The organism is Azonexus sp. IMCC34842 (assembly GCF_050368855.1).
Classification (GTDB): domain Bacteria; phylum Pseudomonadota; class Gammaproteobacteria; order Burkholderiales; family Rhodocyclaceae; genus Azonexus; species Azonexus denitrificans_A.
On sequence record NZ_CP178449.1, the window covers coordinates 1,039,845 to 1,054,522 of the forward strand.

General features: G+C 63.6%; 16 protein-coding genes. 4 read left to right on the plus strand and 12 right to left on the minus strand.

Going from position 1 to position 14,678, the window contains the following annotated elements; translation table 11 throughout:
* Positions 1 to 7: 7 nt before the first annotated feature.
* A complete protein-coding gene (locus tag ACLIKD_RS04835; protein ID WP_428827394.1) occupies positions 8 to 781 on the minus strand; it encodes a hypothetical protein in 774 nt (257 codons plus the stop codon).
* A gap of 352 nt (positions 782 to 1,133) precedes the next feature.
* Here ACLIKD_RS04835 and ACLIKD_RS04840 point away from each other — a divergent pair, with 352 nt between their 5' ends.
* Entirely contained in the window at positions 1,134 to 2,039 is a 906-nt protein-coding gene (locus ACLIKD_RS04840; RefSeq protein WP_226472844.1) for a DMT family transporter, read from the plus strand.
* Positions 2,040 to 2,132: 93 nt separating this feature from the next.
* Positions 2,133 to 2,912, plus strand: coding sequence for a response regulator (locus ACLIKD_RS04845; RefSeq protein WP_428827395.1), 780 nt, complete (start codon positions 2,133 to 2,135; stop codon positions 2,910 to 2,912).
* Here ACLIKD_RS04845 and modC read toward each other — a convergent pair.
* The 6 genes from modC to ACLIKD_RS04875 form a co-directional block, all read right to left on the minus strand.
* Complete coding sequence (gene modC / locus ACLIKD_RS04850; RefSeq protein WP_428827396.1) at positions 2,909 to 3,988, minus strand: molybdenum ABC transporter ATP-binding protein; 1,080 nt, start codon at positions 3,986 to 3,988, stop codon at positions 2,909 to 2,911. The two genes, ACLIKD_RS04845 and modC, sit on opposite strands and share 4 nt — an antisense overlap.
* Entirely contained in the window at positions 3,985 to 4,659 is a 675-nt protein-coding gene (modB, locus tag ACLIKD_RS04855; protein WP_428827397.1) for a molybdate ABC transporter permease subunit, read from the minus strand. Before modB ends, modC begins: the two co-directional genes overlap by 4 nt.
* A 2-nt stretch (positions 4,660 to 4,661) precedes the next feature.
* A complete protein-coding gene (locus tag ACLIKD_RS04860; RefSeq protein ID WP_226419180.1) occupies positions 4,662 to 5,054 on the minus strand; it encodes a NifB/NifX family molybdenum-iron cluster-binding protein in 393 nt (130 codons plus the stop codon).
* A gap of 3 nt (positions 5,055 to 5,057) precedes the next feature.
* Positions 5,058 to 5,915: a ModD protein gene (gene modD, locus ACLIKD_RS04865; RefSeq protein ID WP_428827398.1), complete on the minus strand. Its 858-nt coding sequence runs from the start codon at positions 5,913 to 5,915 to the stop codon at positions 5,058 to 5,060.
* Between the two features lie 14 nt (positions 5,916 to 5,929).
* Entirely contained in the window at positions 5,930 to 6,676 is a 747-nt protein-coding gene (gene modA / locus ACLIKD_RS04870) for a molybdate ABC transporter substrate-binding protein (RefSeq protein WP_226419182.1), read from the minus strand.
* Between the two features lie 88 nt (positions 6,677 to 6,764).
* Positions 6,765 to 7,583 carry a TOBE domain-containing protein gene (locus tag ACLIKD_RS04875; RefSeq protein ID WP_226419183.1) on the minus strand — a complete coding sequence of 273 codons (819 nt, stop codon included), beginning with the start codon at positions 7,581 to 7,583 and terminating at the stop codon, positions 6,765 to 6,767.
* Positions 7,584 to 7,785: 202 nt separating this feature from the next.
* On the opposite strand from ACLIKD_RS04875, the gene ACLIKD_RS04880 reads away from it, so the two are divergent.
* Both ACLIKD_RS04880 and ACLIKD_RS04885 read left to right on the plus strand, forming a co-directional pair.
* Entirely contained in the window at positions 7,786 to 8,214 is a 429-nt protein-coding gene (locus tag ACLIKD_RS04880; protein ID WP_428827399.1) for a TOBE domain-containing protein, read from the plus strand.
* A gap of 241 nt (positions 8,215 to 8,455) precedes the next feature.
* Positions 8,456 to 8,740: a hypothetical protein gene (locus tag ACLIKD_RS04885; protein WP_428827400.1), complete on the plus strand. Its 285-nt coding sequence runs from the start codon at positions 8,456 to 8,458 to the stop codon at positions 8,738 to 8,740.
* Positions 8,741 to 8,775: 35 nt separating this feature from the next.
* On the opposite strand, the gene ACLIKD_RS04890 is transcribed toward ACLIKD_RS04885, so the two are convergent.
* The 5 genes from ACLIKD_RS04890 to ACLIKD_RS04910 all read right to left on the minus strand — a co-directional run bounded on the left by ACLIKD_RS04890 (position 8,776) and on the right by ACLIKD_RS04910 (position 14,642).
* The gene (locus ACLIKD_RS04890; protein WP_428827401.1) at positions 8,776 to 10,110 is read right to left on the minus strand and encodes a di-heme oxidoredictase family protein; all 1,335 of its coding nucleotides are present in this window, start codon (positions 10,108 to 10,110) and stop codon (positions 8,776 to 8,778) included.
* A complete protein-coding gene (locus tag ACLIKD_RS04895) occupies positions 10,107 to 11,411 on the minus strand; it encodes an ABC transporter substrate-binding protein (RefSeq protein WP_428827402.1) in 1,305 nt (434 codons plus the stop codon). Before ACLIKD_RS04895 ends, ACLIKD_RS04890 begins: the two co-directional genes overlap by 4 nt.
* Positions 11,408 to 11,998: a DUF2478 domain-containing protein gene (locus ACLIKD_RS04900; protein WP_428827403.1), complete on the minus strand. Its 591-nt coding sequence runs from the start codon at positions 11,996 to 11,998 to the stop codon at positions 11,408 to 11,410. The genes ACLIKD_RS04895 and ACLIKD_RS04900 overlap by 4 nt, the downstream gene beginning before the upstream one ends.
* Positions 11,999 to 12,006: 8 nt before the next feature.
* Positions 12,007 to 14,127, minus strand: coding sequence for a TonB-dependent receptor plug domain-containing protein (locus ACLIKD_RS04905; protein ID WP_428827404.1), 2,121 nt, complete (start codon positions 14,125 to 14,127; stop codon positions 12,007 to 12,009).
* Positions 14,128 to 14,228: 101 nt separating this feature from the next.
* Positions 14,229 to 14,642 carry a hypothetical protein gene (locus ACLIKD_RS04910; RefSeq protein WP_428827405.1) on the minus strand — a complete coding sequence of 138 codons (414 nt, stop codon included), beginning with the start codon at positions 14,640 to 14,642 and terminating at the stop codon, positions 14,229 to 14,231.
* Positions 14,643 to 14,678 lie beyond the last annotated feature (36 nt).

A 14,678-nucleotide genomic window follows, 5' to 3' on the forward strand; every position in this document is an offset into this window, starting at 1 on the left:
CTGCGGTTCAGGCGGCGAGCAGGCTTTGCAGCTTGCTGTAGAAAGTCTTGTCGCGTTCGTATTGCCCATCGGCGAGCTGCCCCTTGTTGGCTTCCAGTGTGGCCAGCAGGTTGTCGACGGCCTGGCGGTAGCTGTCGATTTTGTCGGGAGGGTACTGCGTTCCCATAGTCTTGCCGTCAACCTCCAGGCCGTAGATGGCGATATGCATGCTCAACTGGTAGGTCATCATCTCGCCCATGCCCATCCCGGCGGTCGCCTGGAACCAGGCTTCCTTGAAGGCATCCGGCGCATCCTTGGGCGGGAAGGACATGGTTCGGGCGGCGCCCACCTCGTCGATTCCGTCATGGTTCAGGTCGACGCTGTAGCCTTCCGGCAGCAGCAGGTTTTGCGCCCCTTCATCGCTCAGTGAGCCGGTGTCGATGCGCTCGGCCAGGCAGTGGTTCTGGCGCACGGCATCAAGCTCCTTGGCCGACAGCGTGCCGAGAAAGGCGCGGGCGTTTTCGATCCCTCCCGAGCTGTAGGCCTTGTTCAGCACCTCGGCATAGAGGGCCTGGCTTTCGGTGCTGACGCCGCGCCGGGCCGCGAGTTCGCTATGCGTACTGCCGAGAATGTCGGCGAGCGACCGGCTGTTGGTCTCGCTGCTGCCGCTACTGTTTTGCGTCGGCGTGCTTTGCGCCGCGAAGGCGGCTTGATAGGCCGCGTAGAAGCCGCTGTCCGGCGTTTCGCGGTAGCCCAGACGCTGGGAGGTGGTGATTGGCGCTCCGACATTTCTGACATCCATGCTGTTTCCTTTCGGTAAGTTTTGCCGTTTTTCGGGAATGCCGTCCGTTTTCTTGCCGCTTTTCGGTCGGGCAGGGCATTGTTCCGTTGACTAAGCAGGTGACGTGCCAACGGCATGAACGGCGATGCTCGCTCCGACTATTGACGCACTGCACAAAATGCCCGCACAATGAATCCATGAGCTATCGTCCTTTCGCCTTGATTTCGCTTAGCCGCCGCGTTCTGCGTGCGTGGCGCGTTGTCGTCGATCCGGGGCCGGGAGTGGGGTAGCTGTTTCATACCGAATTCACCAGAGGCCGCGGATTAAACCCCGCGGCCTTTTTGTTTTTTACTCACCATAAGAGGAGCGTTCGATGCCTGTTCCCGTCGCCTATCTCGCCATCGTCCTGATCTGGTCCACGACGCCGCTGGCCATCCAGTGGAGTACGCAAGGGGCCGGCTTTGCCTTCGCCGTGCTGGCCCGCATGCTGATCGGCGTCGTTGTCGCCGCGCTGTTGGTCGCCGCCTGGCGCATCGGCCTGCCGCTGCATGCGCGGGCGCGTCGGGCCTATCTGGTGGGCGGCCTCGGGCTGTTCGGCTCGATGGCCTTGACCTACTGGGCGGCGCGTTATGTGCACTCGGGGTTGGTTTCGGTGCTCTTCGGTCTGTCGCCGTTGATGGCCGGGGGGCTGGCCGCCCTGTGTCTGGGCGAACGGGCGCTGACGCCGCTCAAGCTGGTCGGCATGCTGCTCGGAGCGCTCGGCCTGGCGGTCATTTTCATCCATGGCGACAGCCTGGGCGGCGAATACGCGCTGGCCGGACTGCTCGTGCTGTTGCTGGCCGTCTTCATTTACTCGGGCTGTCTGGTCTGGCTGAAGCGGATCGGCGACGACAGTCCGCCGCTGGCCACCACGGTCGGTACGCTGCTCGTTTCCTTGCCGTTGTTTGCGCTGCTCTGGGCCGCCACCGACGGACAGTTGCCGGCCATGGTGCCGCTGCGCTCGGCGGGGGCCATCGTCTATCTCGGCGTTTTCGGCTCGGTGATCGGCTTTGCGCTCTACTATTACGTCATCCAGCACCTCGAGGCTTCGAAAGTGGCCTTGATCACGCTGATAACGCCGGTGCTGGCGCTGCTGCTCGGTCATCTGTTCAATGGCGAGACGATCGGCTGGCGCCTGTGGCTGGGGAGCGGCCTGATCCTGTTCGGTTTGACCGTGCATCAGGCGAATGCGCTGATTTCCTTGTGTCTGTCGCCGCGCCCCGCGCGGAGCCTCGGCTAAACACCCGAAACCCGCACCAGATGGTGCAATGGGCGCCGCCGACTTCTGTTAATCTGTTACCCCACCAAAAAAACCTGTTTTTCGGAGTTCGGTTTGCTGCGGATCTTGATCGTTGATGACAACCTTTCCATGCGCAAGGTACTGGCCGCGTTGTTTACCAGCGCGGGGCACGAGGTCGTCGGGGCTTTTGCCGACGGCAACGGTATCGAGGAACTGATCCGCCAGACCGCGCCGGATCTCGTCTGTCTCGATTACCACATGCCGGGGCGCGACGGCTTGACCATCCTGAAGGTCATCCAGGCCGAAATGCCGCAAATCGACGTCGTCTTCATGACCGCTTCCAGCGAGTCCGACATCGAGGAAAAAGCCGCCGATGCGGGCGCCTCGGGCTTCATCCGCAAGCCGTTCAGCCAGGCGCAGATCATCGACGAACTGCGTGCCGTCGAAGAAACGCGCACGACCGTGAACCAGGCGGGAGCAGTGCCTCCTGGTGAGGTCAGGGTGCGCCGGCGGGGCACGGCGGTGATTGCCGACGATAACGGCTCGGTCCGTCTGGTGCTCAAGGGGCTGCTCGAAGCCTGCGGCCTGCAGGTTGTCCAGTCGGTGGCGACCGGTGGCGAAGCGATTCTGGCGGCCAAGAATCACCAGCCACGGATTCTCTGTCTCGATATCAACATGCCGGTGATGGGCGGCCTGGAGGCCTTGCCGCAAATCGTCGAGGCCAGCCCGCAGACCGCGGTGATCATGGTCACCGGCTGCGCCGACAAGATGCTGGTTGCCCAGTCGGCTGGCCTCGGTGCCGTCGGTTACATCATCAAGCCGCTGCGTCCGGCTTATGTCGAGAATTTCATCCGCAAGCTGCTCGGCGCCTAGGCGAGCAAGGCCACGGCCTTGATCTGGGCGCGCAGCGCCAGGCCGGGGCGGATATCGAGGCGCTCGGCCGAGCGCCGGGTAATGCGGGCGAGCAAGGGTTCGCCGGCGACATCGAGTTTGACCAGCACATGGCCCGGAGTGTCGGTCGGCGCCTGATCGACGACGACGGCGGCGACGCAATTCAGGATGCTGGTCTGCACCTGGGGGAGCAGGGCCAGGCTGACATCGCGGGCATGGATGCGGCAGCGCAGCGGCGTGCCGACCGGCTCGTCGTGGCGCGAGACGAAAATCGCCCCGCCGGCGAATTCGAGGCGGGTCAGGTCGTCGGCTTCGTGTGCCGCGACGCGGGCTTCGATGACCACGCCGGCATCGTCGGCGAAGACGGCCGGCAGGTCGATGCGGCTGAGCACGGCGTTGAGCGGCCCGCTGGCCACCACCCGGCCCGCGTCGAGCAGTACCAGATGGTCGGCCAGCCGGGCGACTTCGTCCGGGCTGTGGCTGACGTAGATGATCGGGATCGACAGTTCGCGGTGCAGGCGTTCCAGATAGGGCAGGATTTCCAGCTTGCGCTTCAGGTCGAGCGCCGCCAGCGGTTCGTCCATCAACAGGATTTGCGGCGCGGCGAGCAGGGCGCGGGCAATCGCCACGCGCTGGCATTCGCCGCCGGACAACTGGCCGGGCGGGCGGTCGAGCAAATGGCCGATGCCGAGCAGTTCGGCCACCGCGGACAGCGCGAAGCGGCGTTCGCCGGCCGGGGCGCGGCGCTCGCCGAATTCGATGTTGCGGCGCACCGACAGGTGGGGGAACAGGCTGGCTTCCTGAAAGACCACGCCGAGCGCCCGCTGGTGCGGCGGAACGAAATGACCCCGGCTTTCGTCCTGCCAGACCGCCTCGCCGATCGCCAGGTAGCCGTCCGGCGCCCGTTCCAGTCCGGCCAGGGCGCGCAGCACGGTGGTCTTGCCCGAACCGGAGTGGCCGAACAGGCCGCTGATGCCGCGCCCGGGCAGTGTCAGCTCGACATCCAGCGTGAAGTCCTGCCGGTCGATGCGGAATCTGGCCTGGATTTCACCGCTCATAAGGCTTTGTGCCGGGCCGGATTGAAGGTGTAGAGGGCGAGCAGCACCAGGAAACTGAACAGCACCATGGCGCCGGACAGCCAGTGGGCCTGGGTGTATTCCATCGCCTCGACATGGTCGTAAATCTGCACCGAGACGACGCGCGTCTTCTCCGGAATATTGCCGCCGATCATCAGCACGATGCCGAATTCGCCGACGGTGTGGGCGAAGCCGAGAATGGCGCCGCTCAGGAAGCCGGGCTTGGCGAGCGGCACGGCGACCGACCAGAAGGTGTCCCACGGGCTGGCGCGCAGCGTCGCGGCGACTTCCAGCGGCCGTTCGCCGATCGCCTCGAAGGCGTTCTGGATCGGCTGGACGACGAAGGGCAGGGAATAGAACACCGAAGCAATGACCAGGCCGGGGAAGGTGAAGGGCAGCAGGCCGAGGCCGAGCGCTTCGGTCAGCCGGCCGAGCGGGCCGTGCGGCCCCATGGTGACGAGCAGGTAGAAGCCGAGTACGGTCGGCGGCAGGACCAGCGGCAGGGCGACCAGCGCCCCGACCGCACCCTTGAAGGCCGAACGGGTGCGGGCCAGCCACCAGGCGATGGGCGTGCCGATGACGAGCAGCAGCAGGGTCACGACCGTGGCCAGCTTGAGGGTCAGCCAGACGGCGTTGAGATCGGCACTTTCCATGGTCAATGGCGGGAAAACAGATCGCGCAGTTTACAGAGGCTGGTGGTGATATCAAAGCGCGGATCGGCCAGCGCTTCGCCGGCCAGGATGCGGGCGATCGCCTCGGCCGGCTCGGCTTCGCCGGTGAGCAGCACGTCGGCACCGCGTTTTTTCATGTGGCGGATGAAGCCGTCGCCGGCGCTGGCGCAGACCACCAGATCGATGCCGTCGAGCGGGTGCGGGCCGTCGTCGGCAAACGTGTGGAGGATCTGTTCCTTGTCCAGATCGACCCGTTTTGGTGCGGGCAGGATCTGGTTGGCACGGTGCTCGGTCAGGTCGTAAACCAGCCATTGCCGGGTTTGTCCGGCATGGCCGCTGACGGCGGTGAAGTCTTTGGTGGCGATGGCGATTTTCATGGTTCAGGGCTCAGTGGCAGGCGGGGCGGCGGTCAGCGTCACGGCCACGTCGTGCGGCGGAGCGAAATACGGCGCGCTGGTGACCAGGATGTGCGCCCCGGCGCGGGCATAGGCTTCGGCGTTGGCGGCATTGACGCCACCAGCCGCAGCAAGTCGCGTGCCCGGAAGCTGGCGATGCAGGCGGTCGACCGCCTCGGGCGGCATTTTTTCCAGTTGCAGGATGTCGGCGCCGGCCGCCGCCCAGAGCGCCGCTTCGGCCTCGCTCGACACTTCGACGACGACGGCCCGTTCCGGCCACTGCCGGCGGAGCCGCGCTACGGTTGCCGGTGGTGCTTCGTCGCCGAGAAAGGTGCGATGCTCGGCGAAAACCAGCAGGGTTTCCGACAGGCTTAGGCGGTGCGGGCTGGCCCCGGCGCAGAGCACGGCCTTCATCGCCGCGGCCTTGGTGCCGGGGAAATTCTTCCGGGTGCATACGACGCTGGCCGCCGGATTGCCGCGCCGGGCGGCGGCGACGATCTCGGCGGTGCTGGTGGCGATTCCCGACAGGTACTCCATCAGGGTTTGCGCCGTTTTCCAGACGGCATGCAGGGCGCCGGCTTCGCCTTCGAGGCGCAGTATCTCGTCGCCGGCCGCCAGGCGTTCGCCGCTTGCGCGGCTGGCGCCGATCAGGCGAAGGCCGCGCAGTTGCGCCAGGCGCCCGGCTTCTTCGCTGCCGCACAGCAGCATGGCGTAGCGGGCGCGGCAGATCAGCCTTCCCGGTTGTCGGTCGATGGCCAGGGCAAAGCTGGTCGCATCGCCGCAGGGGACATCTTCAAGCAGCAGGCTTTCCAGGAAGCTGTCGGGCAGCGTGTAGGGATTCATGCCGGGCGGGGCGCTTAGCGCAGGGCGTAGCCGAAGGACTTGATGACTTTCCGGGCGGCTTCGCTCTTCAGGTAGCTCATCAGGGCAATTGCCGCCGCCTTGTCCTTGCCCTTGGCGAGGATGACCGCATCCTGGCGGATCGGGTCGTAGAGGTTAGCCGGCACGATCCAGCCCGAGCCGGCGGCGATCTTGTCGTTGTTGATGACCTGGGAGTAGGCGACGAAGCCGAGTTCGGCGGCGCCGGTGGAGACGAACTGATGGGTCTGGGAGATGTTTTCGCCTTGGACGAAGAGCGGCTTCAGGTTGTCGAGTACGCCCAGTTTGCCCATCGCCTGCACGGCTGCCGCGCCGTAGGGGGCGGTTTTCGGGTTGGCGATGGCGAGATGCTTGAAGCCGCCTTTTTTCAGGATTTCACCCTTGCCGTCGATCAGCTGGGGGGTGGCCGACCACAGCACCAGCGTGCCGATCGCGTAGGTGAAGGCACTGCCGTCCACCGCGTTGCCTTCCTTGATCAGTCGGGCTGGCGTCTCGTCGTCGGCGGCGAGCAGGATTTCGAAGGGTGCGCCGTTCTTGATCTGTGCATAGAACTTGCCGGTCGCGCCGAAGGACAGCGTCGCCTTGTGCCCGGTATCGCGCTCGAAGAGCGCCGAAATGACCTGCATCGGGCCGGTGAAGTTGGCCGCGACCGCGACCTGGACTTCGTCGGCCAGGGCGCCGGCGCTGGCCAGCAGGGAAAGGATCAGGATGCCGAGACGTTGCATGGAGTTCTCCGGAGTGGGTTATGGGCGGGGGCGGCCGACCGTTCAGTCGCCTTGCGGCGTCCCGGCTGATCGGCCATGACGGGCTGCTTCAGGAATACTTGCAAAGAATGACGGCCGACGCCTTGAACACCGCGCAGGCCTGGCCGCCGACGACCAGCCCGAGATGCTCGACGCTGTCGTGGGTGACGACGGCGCAGACCGATTTGCCGCTTTTCAGGCTGAGCGTTATTTCGGCATTGACCGGGCCGTCGTGGATGCGGGTGATTTCGCCCCACAGTTGATTGCGGGCGCTGGTCTTCACGGTCGGGTCGCTGAGCAGCAGCACCGACGAGGATTTGACCAGGGCGTTGATTTCCATGCCGATGCTCAGTCCGAGGTTTTCGGCGGAATCGATGGTGATGATGGCGACGATCTCGTTTTCGTCATCGAGCTTGATGCGGACTTCGTAATCGACATGGCCTTCGCGCAGGCCGACGATATGGCCGGCGAACTGGTTGCGGGCGCTGGTTTTCATCGACATGCGCTTGAGCAGTTGGCGAAATTGCTGAAAGTCGCTGGCTTGCCCGTCGTTCATGCTGGCCGACAGGCGGTCGAGCGCCGCCTGGTATTCGGCCTCCAGTGCGCGGTAGAGCGCGATGGTCTTGCGGCCGTGTTCGGTGAGCAGCGTGCCGCCGCCGTTCTTGCCCCCGGTCGAGCGGACCACCAGCGGCTGGTCGGCCAGGTTGTTCATCGCATCGACGGCATCCCAGGCGGCCTTGTAGGACAGCGGCACGGCTTTTGCTGCCTGGGAAATCGAACCGTGTTGATCGATGGCTTCGAGCAGGCGGATGCGGGTGTCGCCAAGAAAGGTGCCGAACTCGGTATCGACTTCAAGTTTGCCGCGCAGGCGGTGCAGGATCGTATCCATGGTTTCGTAATGTCGTAAGTTATACAGCGATGACTATAACCCAGCTTCGTTCCGATCAAATACCCGAAAAACGGTGTGGCGCTATGGTTGTCTTTACCAGACGGAGGCGACTACAGTGTCGCTGACCCGACAATAAAGCGTTAGTATATTTTGTATATAGCGAAAAGCGGGCCAGAATCCTTAACTCAGCCAGGAGAACCTCATGAACGTCAGCGCACGCAATGTATTCAAGGGCAAGATCAGCGCCCTGGTCGATGGTGCCGTCAATGCCGAAGTCGAACTGACCCTGCCGGGCGGCGACAAAATTGTCGCAATCGTGACAGAGGGCAGCGTCAAATCGCTCGGTCTGGCGGTCGGCAAGGAGGCCGTCGCCTATGTCAAGGCACCGTGGGTCATGCTGCTGGCCGGGCCGGCCAATGTGAAGTTCTCGGCCCGCAACCAGTTGGCCGGAAAAGTCGCCAAGATCCAGAAGGGCGCCGTCAATACCGAAGTCGGCATCGTTCTGCCCGGTGGTTCGATCGTCTATGCCGTGGTGACCAACGAAGCGGTGCTTGAACTCGGTTTGAAGGAAGGCAGCGAAGCCGCGGCGCTGATCAAGGCCAGCCACGTGATTCTTGGCGTGCCGGCCTGACGGTTATTGGCTTACCGGGAAAAGGCGGCCGCGGCCGCCTTTTTGTCGGCGGCCGGAAACGTATTTGATGCTGCCCGGCGGTTGATAGCGAATTGATCCATCGGGCCTCGTTCCCGCCTTGGCGCGAGGCGTTCTGGCTGTTGCAGGAACTTTGCCGCATGGCGTTGTCGAATCGGGGCCGGAAAGCCAATTTGCCGGCACGGTTTGAACATGCTTCGATCAATCTCTTCGGGAGACCCTTATGTCGAAATGGATCAACTTGCTGGCGCTGTCGTTCTTTACCGCCATCCTTGGTGAAACGGTATTTTTCGCGGTGATCGACCCGCAGCTCCTCTATCTGTTCGGCGAGCCTGTTTCCTGGAGTCCGATGGTGGTCTATTCCGTGGGGTTTTTCATGTTCTGGGGCCTGACGGCTCTGACGGCCGCCTTGGTGACCTTGATGCAGAAATCCGCGGCAGCGGTTAACCGCGAGCCGGAACTTCGGGCTCGCCAGGCCCGGGACAAACAACTGCCGCGCTCGGCCTAACCAAAAAACCATTGCTTGTCCCCCGCTCCGGCGCCTTACAGCGATTGCAGGAAGGCCAGCAAGGTCTGGCGTTGCTCCCGGCTGGCCCGGGCATAGCGGCGACGGGCGGCGTCGGCTTCGCCGCCGTGCCAGAGAATGGCTTCCTCGGCGGTCCTCGCCCGGCCGTCGTGCAGCAGGCCGGTGTTCTCGTTGATCGCCTGCAGCGTGCCGAGGCCCCACAGTGGTGCCGTGCGCCACTGGCGGCCGCTGGCCAGATGGTCGGGGCGGCCATCGGCCAGTTGCGGTCCCATGTCGTGCAGCAGCAGGTCGGTATAGGGCGCGAAGACCTGGCGCGACAGGCGCGGGTTGTGCGCCACCTCGCCGGTCAGCAGCGCCGGGCGATGACAGGTGGCGCAGCCCAGTTCGGCGAATAACGCGGCGCCTTTCTGCACCATCGGGTCGTCGCTCTGCCGCCGGGGTGGCGGGGCGAGGTTGGCCAGATAGAACTCGATCTCGGCCAGCTGCGCCTCGCTCAGCTCCGGCTTGCCGCCGTTGGCCGCGGTACTGCAGGCCGATTGCGCCGGGGTGCAGTTTTCGCCGGCGAACAGTGGCGAAGTAATGCCCATGTCGCCGACGAAGGCGCCGGCGATCTGCTGCTTCAGGTTGGGCATGTTGGCCTTGAGGCCGAAGCGACCGGCCACCTGCTGGCCGGTCGCCTGGTCGGTGACGCGATTGACCGTGCCGCGCACGCCGTCCGCTTTCTTCTCGGCGGCCAGGGCCGCCAGCGTCTTGTCGTCGACGGCATCGAGCAGGCCGAGACCGGCGACGTGCGGCGAAACGCGCAGCGAAACCAGCACCTTGCCGAGCGGGCCGTAGGCCAGTTCGGAGAAGCGCACGCTCGGCCAGCGCAGGGCCACCGAACTGCTATCGGCCAGACGTACCTGCTTGCGGCGCCAATGCAGATGGGCGCGGCCTTCGCCGGGCACGCCGGGAATCCCTTCCTCGTTCAACTGGTCGCCGTAGGCCGGGTGCGGCAGCGGCCCGCCCTGCGCATTACGGCCGGGGATCGAGAGGCGGACGAGCATCGACTGCATGCGCTCGGCCGGCTGTTCCGGGGCGCCGCCCCGGCCGTTCTTGGCGTGGCAGGAGATGCAGGCCAGGCGGTTGTAGAGCGGGCCGAGGCCGTCGACGGTGGTGTCGTTGGCCGGGGCGATCACCCAGCTCTGGCGGAACAGGCTGCGGCCCCGCCGGAAGCGTTCGTTTTCCTCGCCGGTCAGGCCGGCCAACGGCCGACTGAGGACTTCGCGGTCGGTGGCTGGGGACGCTTCATCGGCGCGGGCCAGCGCTGCCAGCAGGCAGGCGCCAAGCAGAAGGAGGGCAGGCGTTCTCATGCGCCGGCCTCGTCGAGCAGTTGGCGGGCCGCCATGCGGTTGCGGCTGGCGGCTGCGCTCCAGGCGATTTCCACCGGCGTCGGTGTGCCCGGGTTCTCGCCTTCCGGGCGCTGGCCGATCAGGCGGTGGAGGGCCGGATCGTTGGCGGCGGCTTCGTCGAGCGGCGGCGTGCCGAGCAAGGTGCGGACGGCCGGCACTGGTTTGCCGGCCTGCTCGGCAGCCTGGAGGCGGCGCCACAGCTGGGTTAATTCGTCGTGCGGTTCGATCAGCATCTGCTGGAACAGGCTGGCCGACGTGGACAGGCGTGGGCGGGCGGCCGCGCTGTCGAATTGCAGGCCGCCGGCGGCGGCTGCGACAAAGGGGTTGAAGGAGGTTTTCGGCAAGCCGGCATAGGCATCGGGGCGGATCGGCAGGCGGCGGATGTCCGGGTGGGCGAGCAGCTTCTGGCCGCCCGTCGACAGCAGGAAATTGACGAAGGCGGCGGCGCCGTCGGGGTTGGTGCAATCGCGGGTGACGGCGACATGGGCCGGATTGAGGCCGGTGTGGCGCGGGTAGATGAAGCTGAGCGGTGCTCCGTTGGCAATCGCCGAATTGACGAAGAAATCGATCGACAAGCCAACGGCGCAGTGACCGGCGGTGATCTCATCGGTCACGAAGGTCGAGCCGCGGTCGACCTGGCGGGCATTGGCCGAAATTTCGCTCCACAGCGCCCAGCCGCGTTGCCAGCCGTAGGCCTGGAGGACGATTTCGACCATCGGCGGGGCGAAGCCGACGCGGGCCGGGACGGGCAGGGCGATCAGCCCGGCCAGGCGCGGATCGGTCAGATCGTTCCAGTCGGTCGGCGGCGGCAGGCCGCGGGCGGCCAGCGCGGATGGCGAAACGACAAAGCCGAAGCCGGCGATTTCGCTGGCCGTGTAGAAGCCGGCCGGGTCGGCCAGTTCGGTCTGGCCGACATGGTCGGGCAGCGCCTGGCGGTCGATCGGCAGCTTGCGCCAGACGCCCGCCGCGGCGAGGCGGGCGAAGGTGCGCGGCGAGGCCGACCAGTAGACGTCGGCGCCGCCGTGGCCGGGCTGCTGCAGGTAGGGCGCGGCATCGTTCGGCATGCGCCAGACGACGCGCAGGCGGTATTGCGGGTAAGCCTTTTCAAAAGCGGCTTCGATCCGTGAGACGAATTCGTCGGCGTAGCTGGTGACTACGGTCACGGTCTGCGGTGCGGCGAAAGCCGGGCCGGCCAGACTTAGGCTGAGCAGGCCGGCGCCCTGGATGAAATGCCGGCGGCTCTTCTTGAAGGGGGTGTTCATGCGTGATCTCCCGCAGTGTGAAATGTTTTTGTCCGACCGACGAATGTGGTTTGAACGGCCGTTGCCGATGGCTGCGCCGGTGTCGCGAAAAACCAGCTTTCCAGCGCGGCCCGGTTGCCTTCGAGTTCTATTGCCAGCCCGCCGGTAAATTGGCGCCAGGCTGCCAGATGCTTTTCCGGCACGACGCACAGGCAGGGAATCTCCCGGCTCATGATTTCCAGCATCTCGGCGCTGAAGCCTTCGCCATGCGCTTCCAGTCCGGAAAAGCGGTTGAAGACGGCGAGGTCGGCGCCTTCCTCGGCGATGCGCCGCAAAACCGCGCTGGCCTCGGCGATGCCGGCGGTGTCGAGGCGGCAGGAAGTGGAATGCTGGCCGAGATCGTGAGTGATCGGGTAGAGCTTGCCGTCGTCGAGATCAACCAGCGAAAACGCGCAGCCGTGCTGGCCCTGGTGCATCTCCTGGACCAGGCCGCGAACCCGCCAGCCGCGGTTGATCAGCGAAATGGCGAAGCCGGCGAAGAGGTCGTCGATACCGCCGTTGTCACGTTGCACGACGGCAGCAATGGCGGGTTTGGTCAGGTGGTTCATGTGACCTCCTAGAACTGGAAGCGGGTGGCTAGGACAAAATTGCGCCCTTCCTGCGGATAGCCATCGACCAACTGATAATTTTTGTCGGTCAGATTGCGGCCAGTCAGAGAAACCGACCAGTCGCGCATGAGCAGATACTCCAACTTGAGGCTCAGCAGATCGTAGGCACCTGTTTTGACATAGCCGGTACCGACGGCCTTGCTGGACCAACGGTCGCTGGCGTGCTCCAAAGCCGGAATGACGGTCAGTCCGCTGATCGGGCGCCACTTGGCGTAGATGAAAGCCTTGTGCTGCGGCGTGGTCGTCAGGCAGGCAGTTGAATCGTTCGGGTTGTTCAACTGCGTATCGATGTAGCTGTAGTTTCCCCCCACTTCGAGCGATGACGACACGGCAGCCGTTAGACCCAGTTCGACGCCCTTGAATGTTGCTTCGCCGATGTTTTGACTCTGACTATAGGTCGTCCCGTTATAGACGATGGGAACCGACTGAATGGCATCCTTGACTTCGCTATGGAAAATTGCCGCTTCACCACGAATGCCTGGCATCAGGACATCGGCAATGCCCAGTTCAATATTCGTGGCCCGTTCGGGCTTGATCCAGGGGTTTGAAATGGCACCACCAAAGCGAGAACTGAAGCGCTCGAACATCGTTGGGAATCGTGTGCGATCGGAAACGGAAAGATGGGCCTTGCCCGTATTGCTGTAGCGATAGATACCGGCAGCCTGATAATTCGTCGCATAGCTGTCCGAGATGGGTTGATTGAAAAGTCGCGAGGGAATCGATCCGCCGGGACTTGCAAACTCTTCCGCCTGCTTCGAATAACGGGCATCGCGACTGATCCCGCCAACCAGATCGAACTTCGACGTGATGTGCCATGTGTCCTCAAGAGCCACGGAGACGGTATCCTCAACCGTTTTTTGGGCTGGTTCGGTAAAGTTGGCAGGCGTGGTCGTCGTCGCCGCACGGGTGTATTGCCACTCCTTATGCTCATCTCGACGATAGTGGAGAGCTGCCTTGAGGGTCTGCTGAGCAAAATAATCGGTGCCAACTTCAACGCTGAAGCCCTTGGCGTTGTCGTCGTAATAGCTGACGAAATTCTGGGTATTCAGTGAAACGTTGGTGTACGCAACCAAGGTGTTTTCAAAGGTGTTGTAGTACGCACGGGTCTTCAGATAGGTCTTGTCGGTAAGCTGGGTATGCGACAACCAATAAAGACTGGAGGTGTCCCAGGTCGGCCAGTCCCAAGTGCTGATCGTCGATGTCCCGGTTACCGCGCCGATGCCGTGTTTTTCACCTTCCTGCTTGACGAAATTCAGCGAATATTCATCGGTGGCATTTGGTGTAAAGCCGGCTTTCAGATTGACTCGCCAGTCCTTCTTGCTGGTGTTGTCACGGTCGCCGCCGTTTTCGGCAACCGTCGGCTTGAAGTCATTCGATACCCGCCAGTGGTCCATGTCGCGTTGTTCAACGCTGGCCTGAAGATAATATGACTCCTGCCGTCCGCCGACATTAACGTACTCGGTATTGCCGCTGTACTTGCCATCGTTGCCGAAAGAGGCCGAAGCGCGCGCCTCTCCCTCGAAAGGTTTAACCGGTTTTCGAGTCACCAGATTGATCGCGCCGCCCATCCCATCCGGGCCGTTGAGGACAGAGACATAGCCTTTCGACACCTGGATTTCAGACAAGTCGGGCGTCAGGAAGCGGTCAAAGTCGATCCGGTTGTCAGCCGGCAAATACAGGCGAATACCGTCCATGAACAATGGAACCTGCCAGCGATCAAAGCCACGAATACTGATGAGCGATTCGTTACGGCTTCCCGAGCCAGCCGTCGTCGTTACCCCCGGGATGATATTCAACGCTTCGGGCAGAGCATCCCGGCTGAAATCCCAAATCTGCTCACGATCCAGCGTAGCGGTTCCAAGCGGCGTCTCGTCTTCACGTTTGGCACTGACGGTGATCTGGCCAAGTGTAAATACGTTGCTCTCTGCTGCGGCGCTGCCAGTCTTGCTGGCGGTGGTGTCAGCGGCAGATTGCATTGAGAATGCTGCGGCCAGCAGTGCAGGTAGTAGTCGAAGAGCAAACTTGTGACCATGCTCTATCGCTTGTTTTTCAGAAATGAGTCTTGACATACGTTCCCCCAGAACGGTTGATGTGGCTGTAAATAACAAAATCAGTAAGCAAGCAAATACCGGTAAGCCTCCCCAAATTGAGATGCTGGCCAGGCTCCGGCTCAGCGCGGCATCGTCTGGCTGAAGGCGTAGAAGCCGCGGGGCGAGCGGCAGTCGCTGGCACTGCTCCGGCGATAGACCAGCCAGCGCTCGTCGCGCAGGCGCCAGGCGGCCAGCTCCTCGCTGTAGGCGACGACTTCGTAGAACTCCTCGTCATCGTCCGAGGCCAACTCGGTCAGTTCAAAACGGTAGGCGGTGAAGCAGGCCTGATCGTCGGCGTCGTAACCCACCGTGCGATCGGCGCTGATTTCGTATTCGCTGTATTGCTCGAAATAGAGCGGCGGGGCCACTGCATCCAACCATTCGTCCGGCAGGTGGCTTATCCAGGTCGGCAGGCGCTCCACCTGGCGGTTTTTCCGGCTTTTTCCGGGTTTGGCGGCAGGCGAACAGGTGGCGGATGGCGTTTCCGGTTTCATAAGCAAGATATACAAAGTTATATAACGATACTCAGT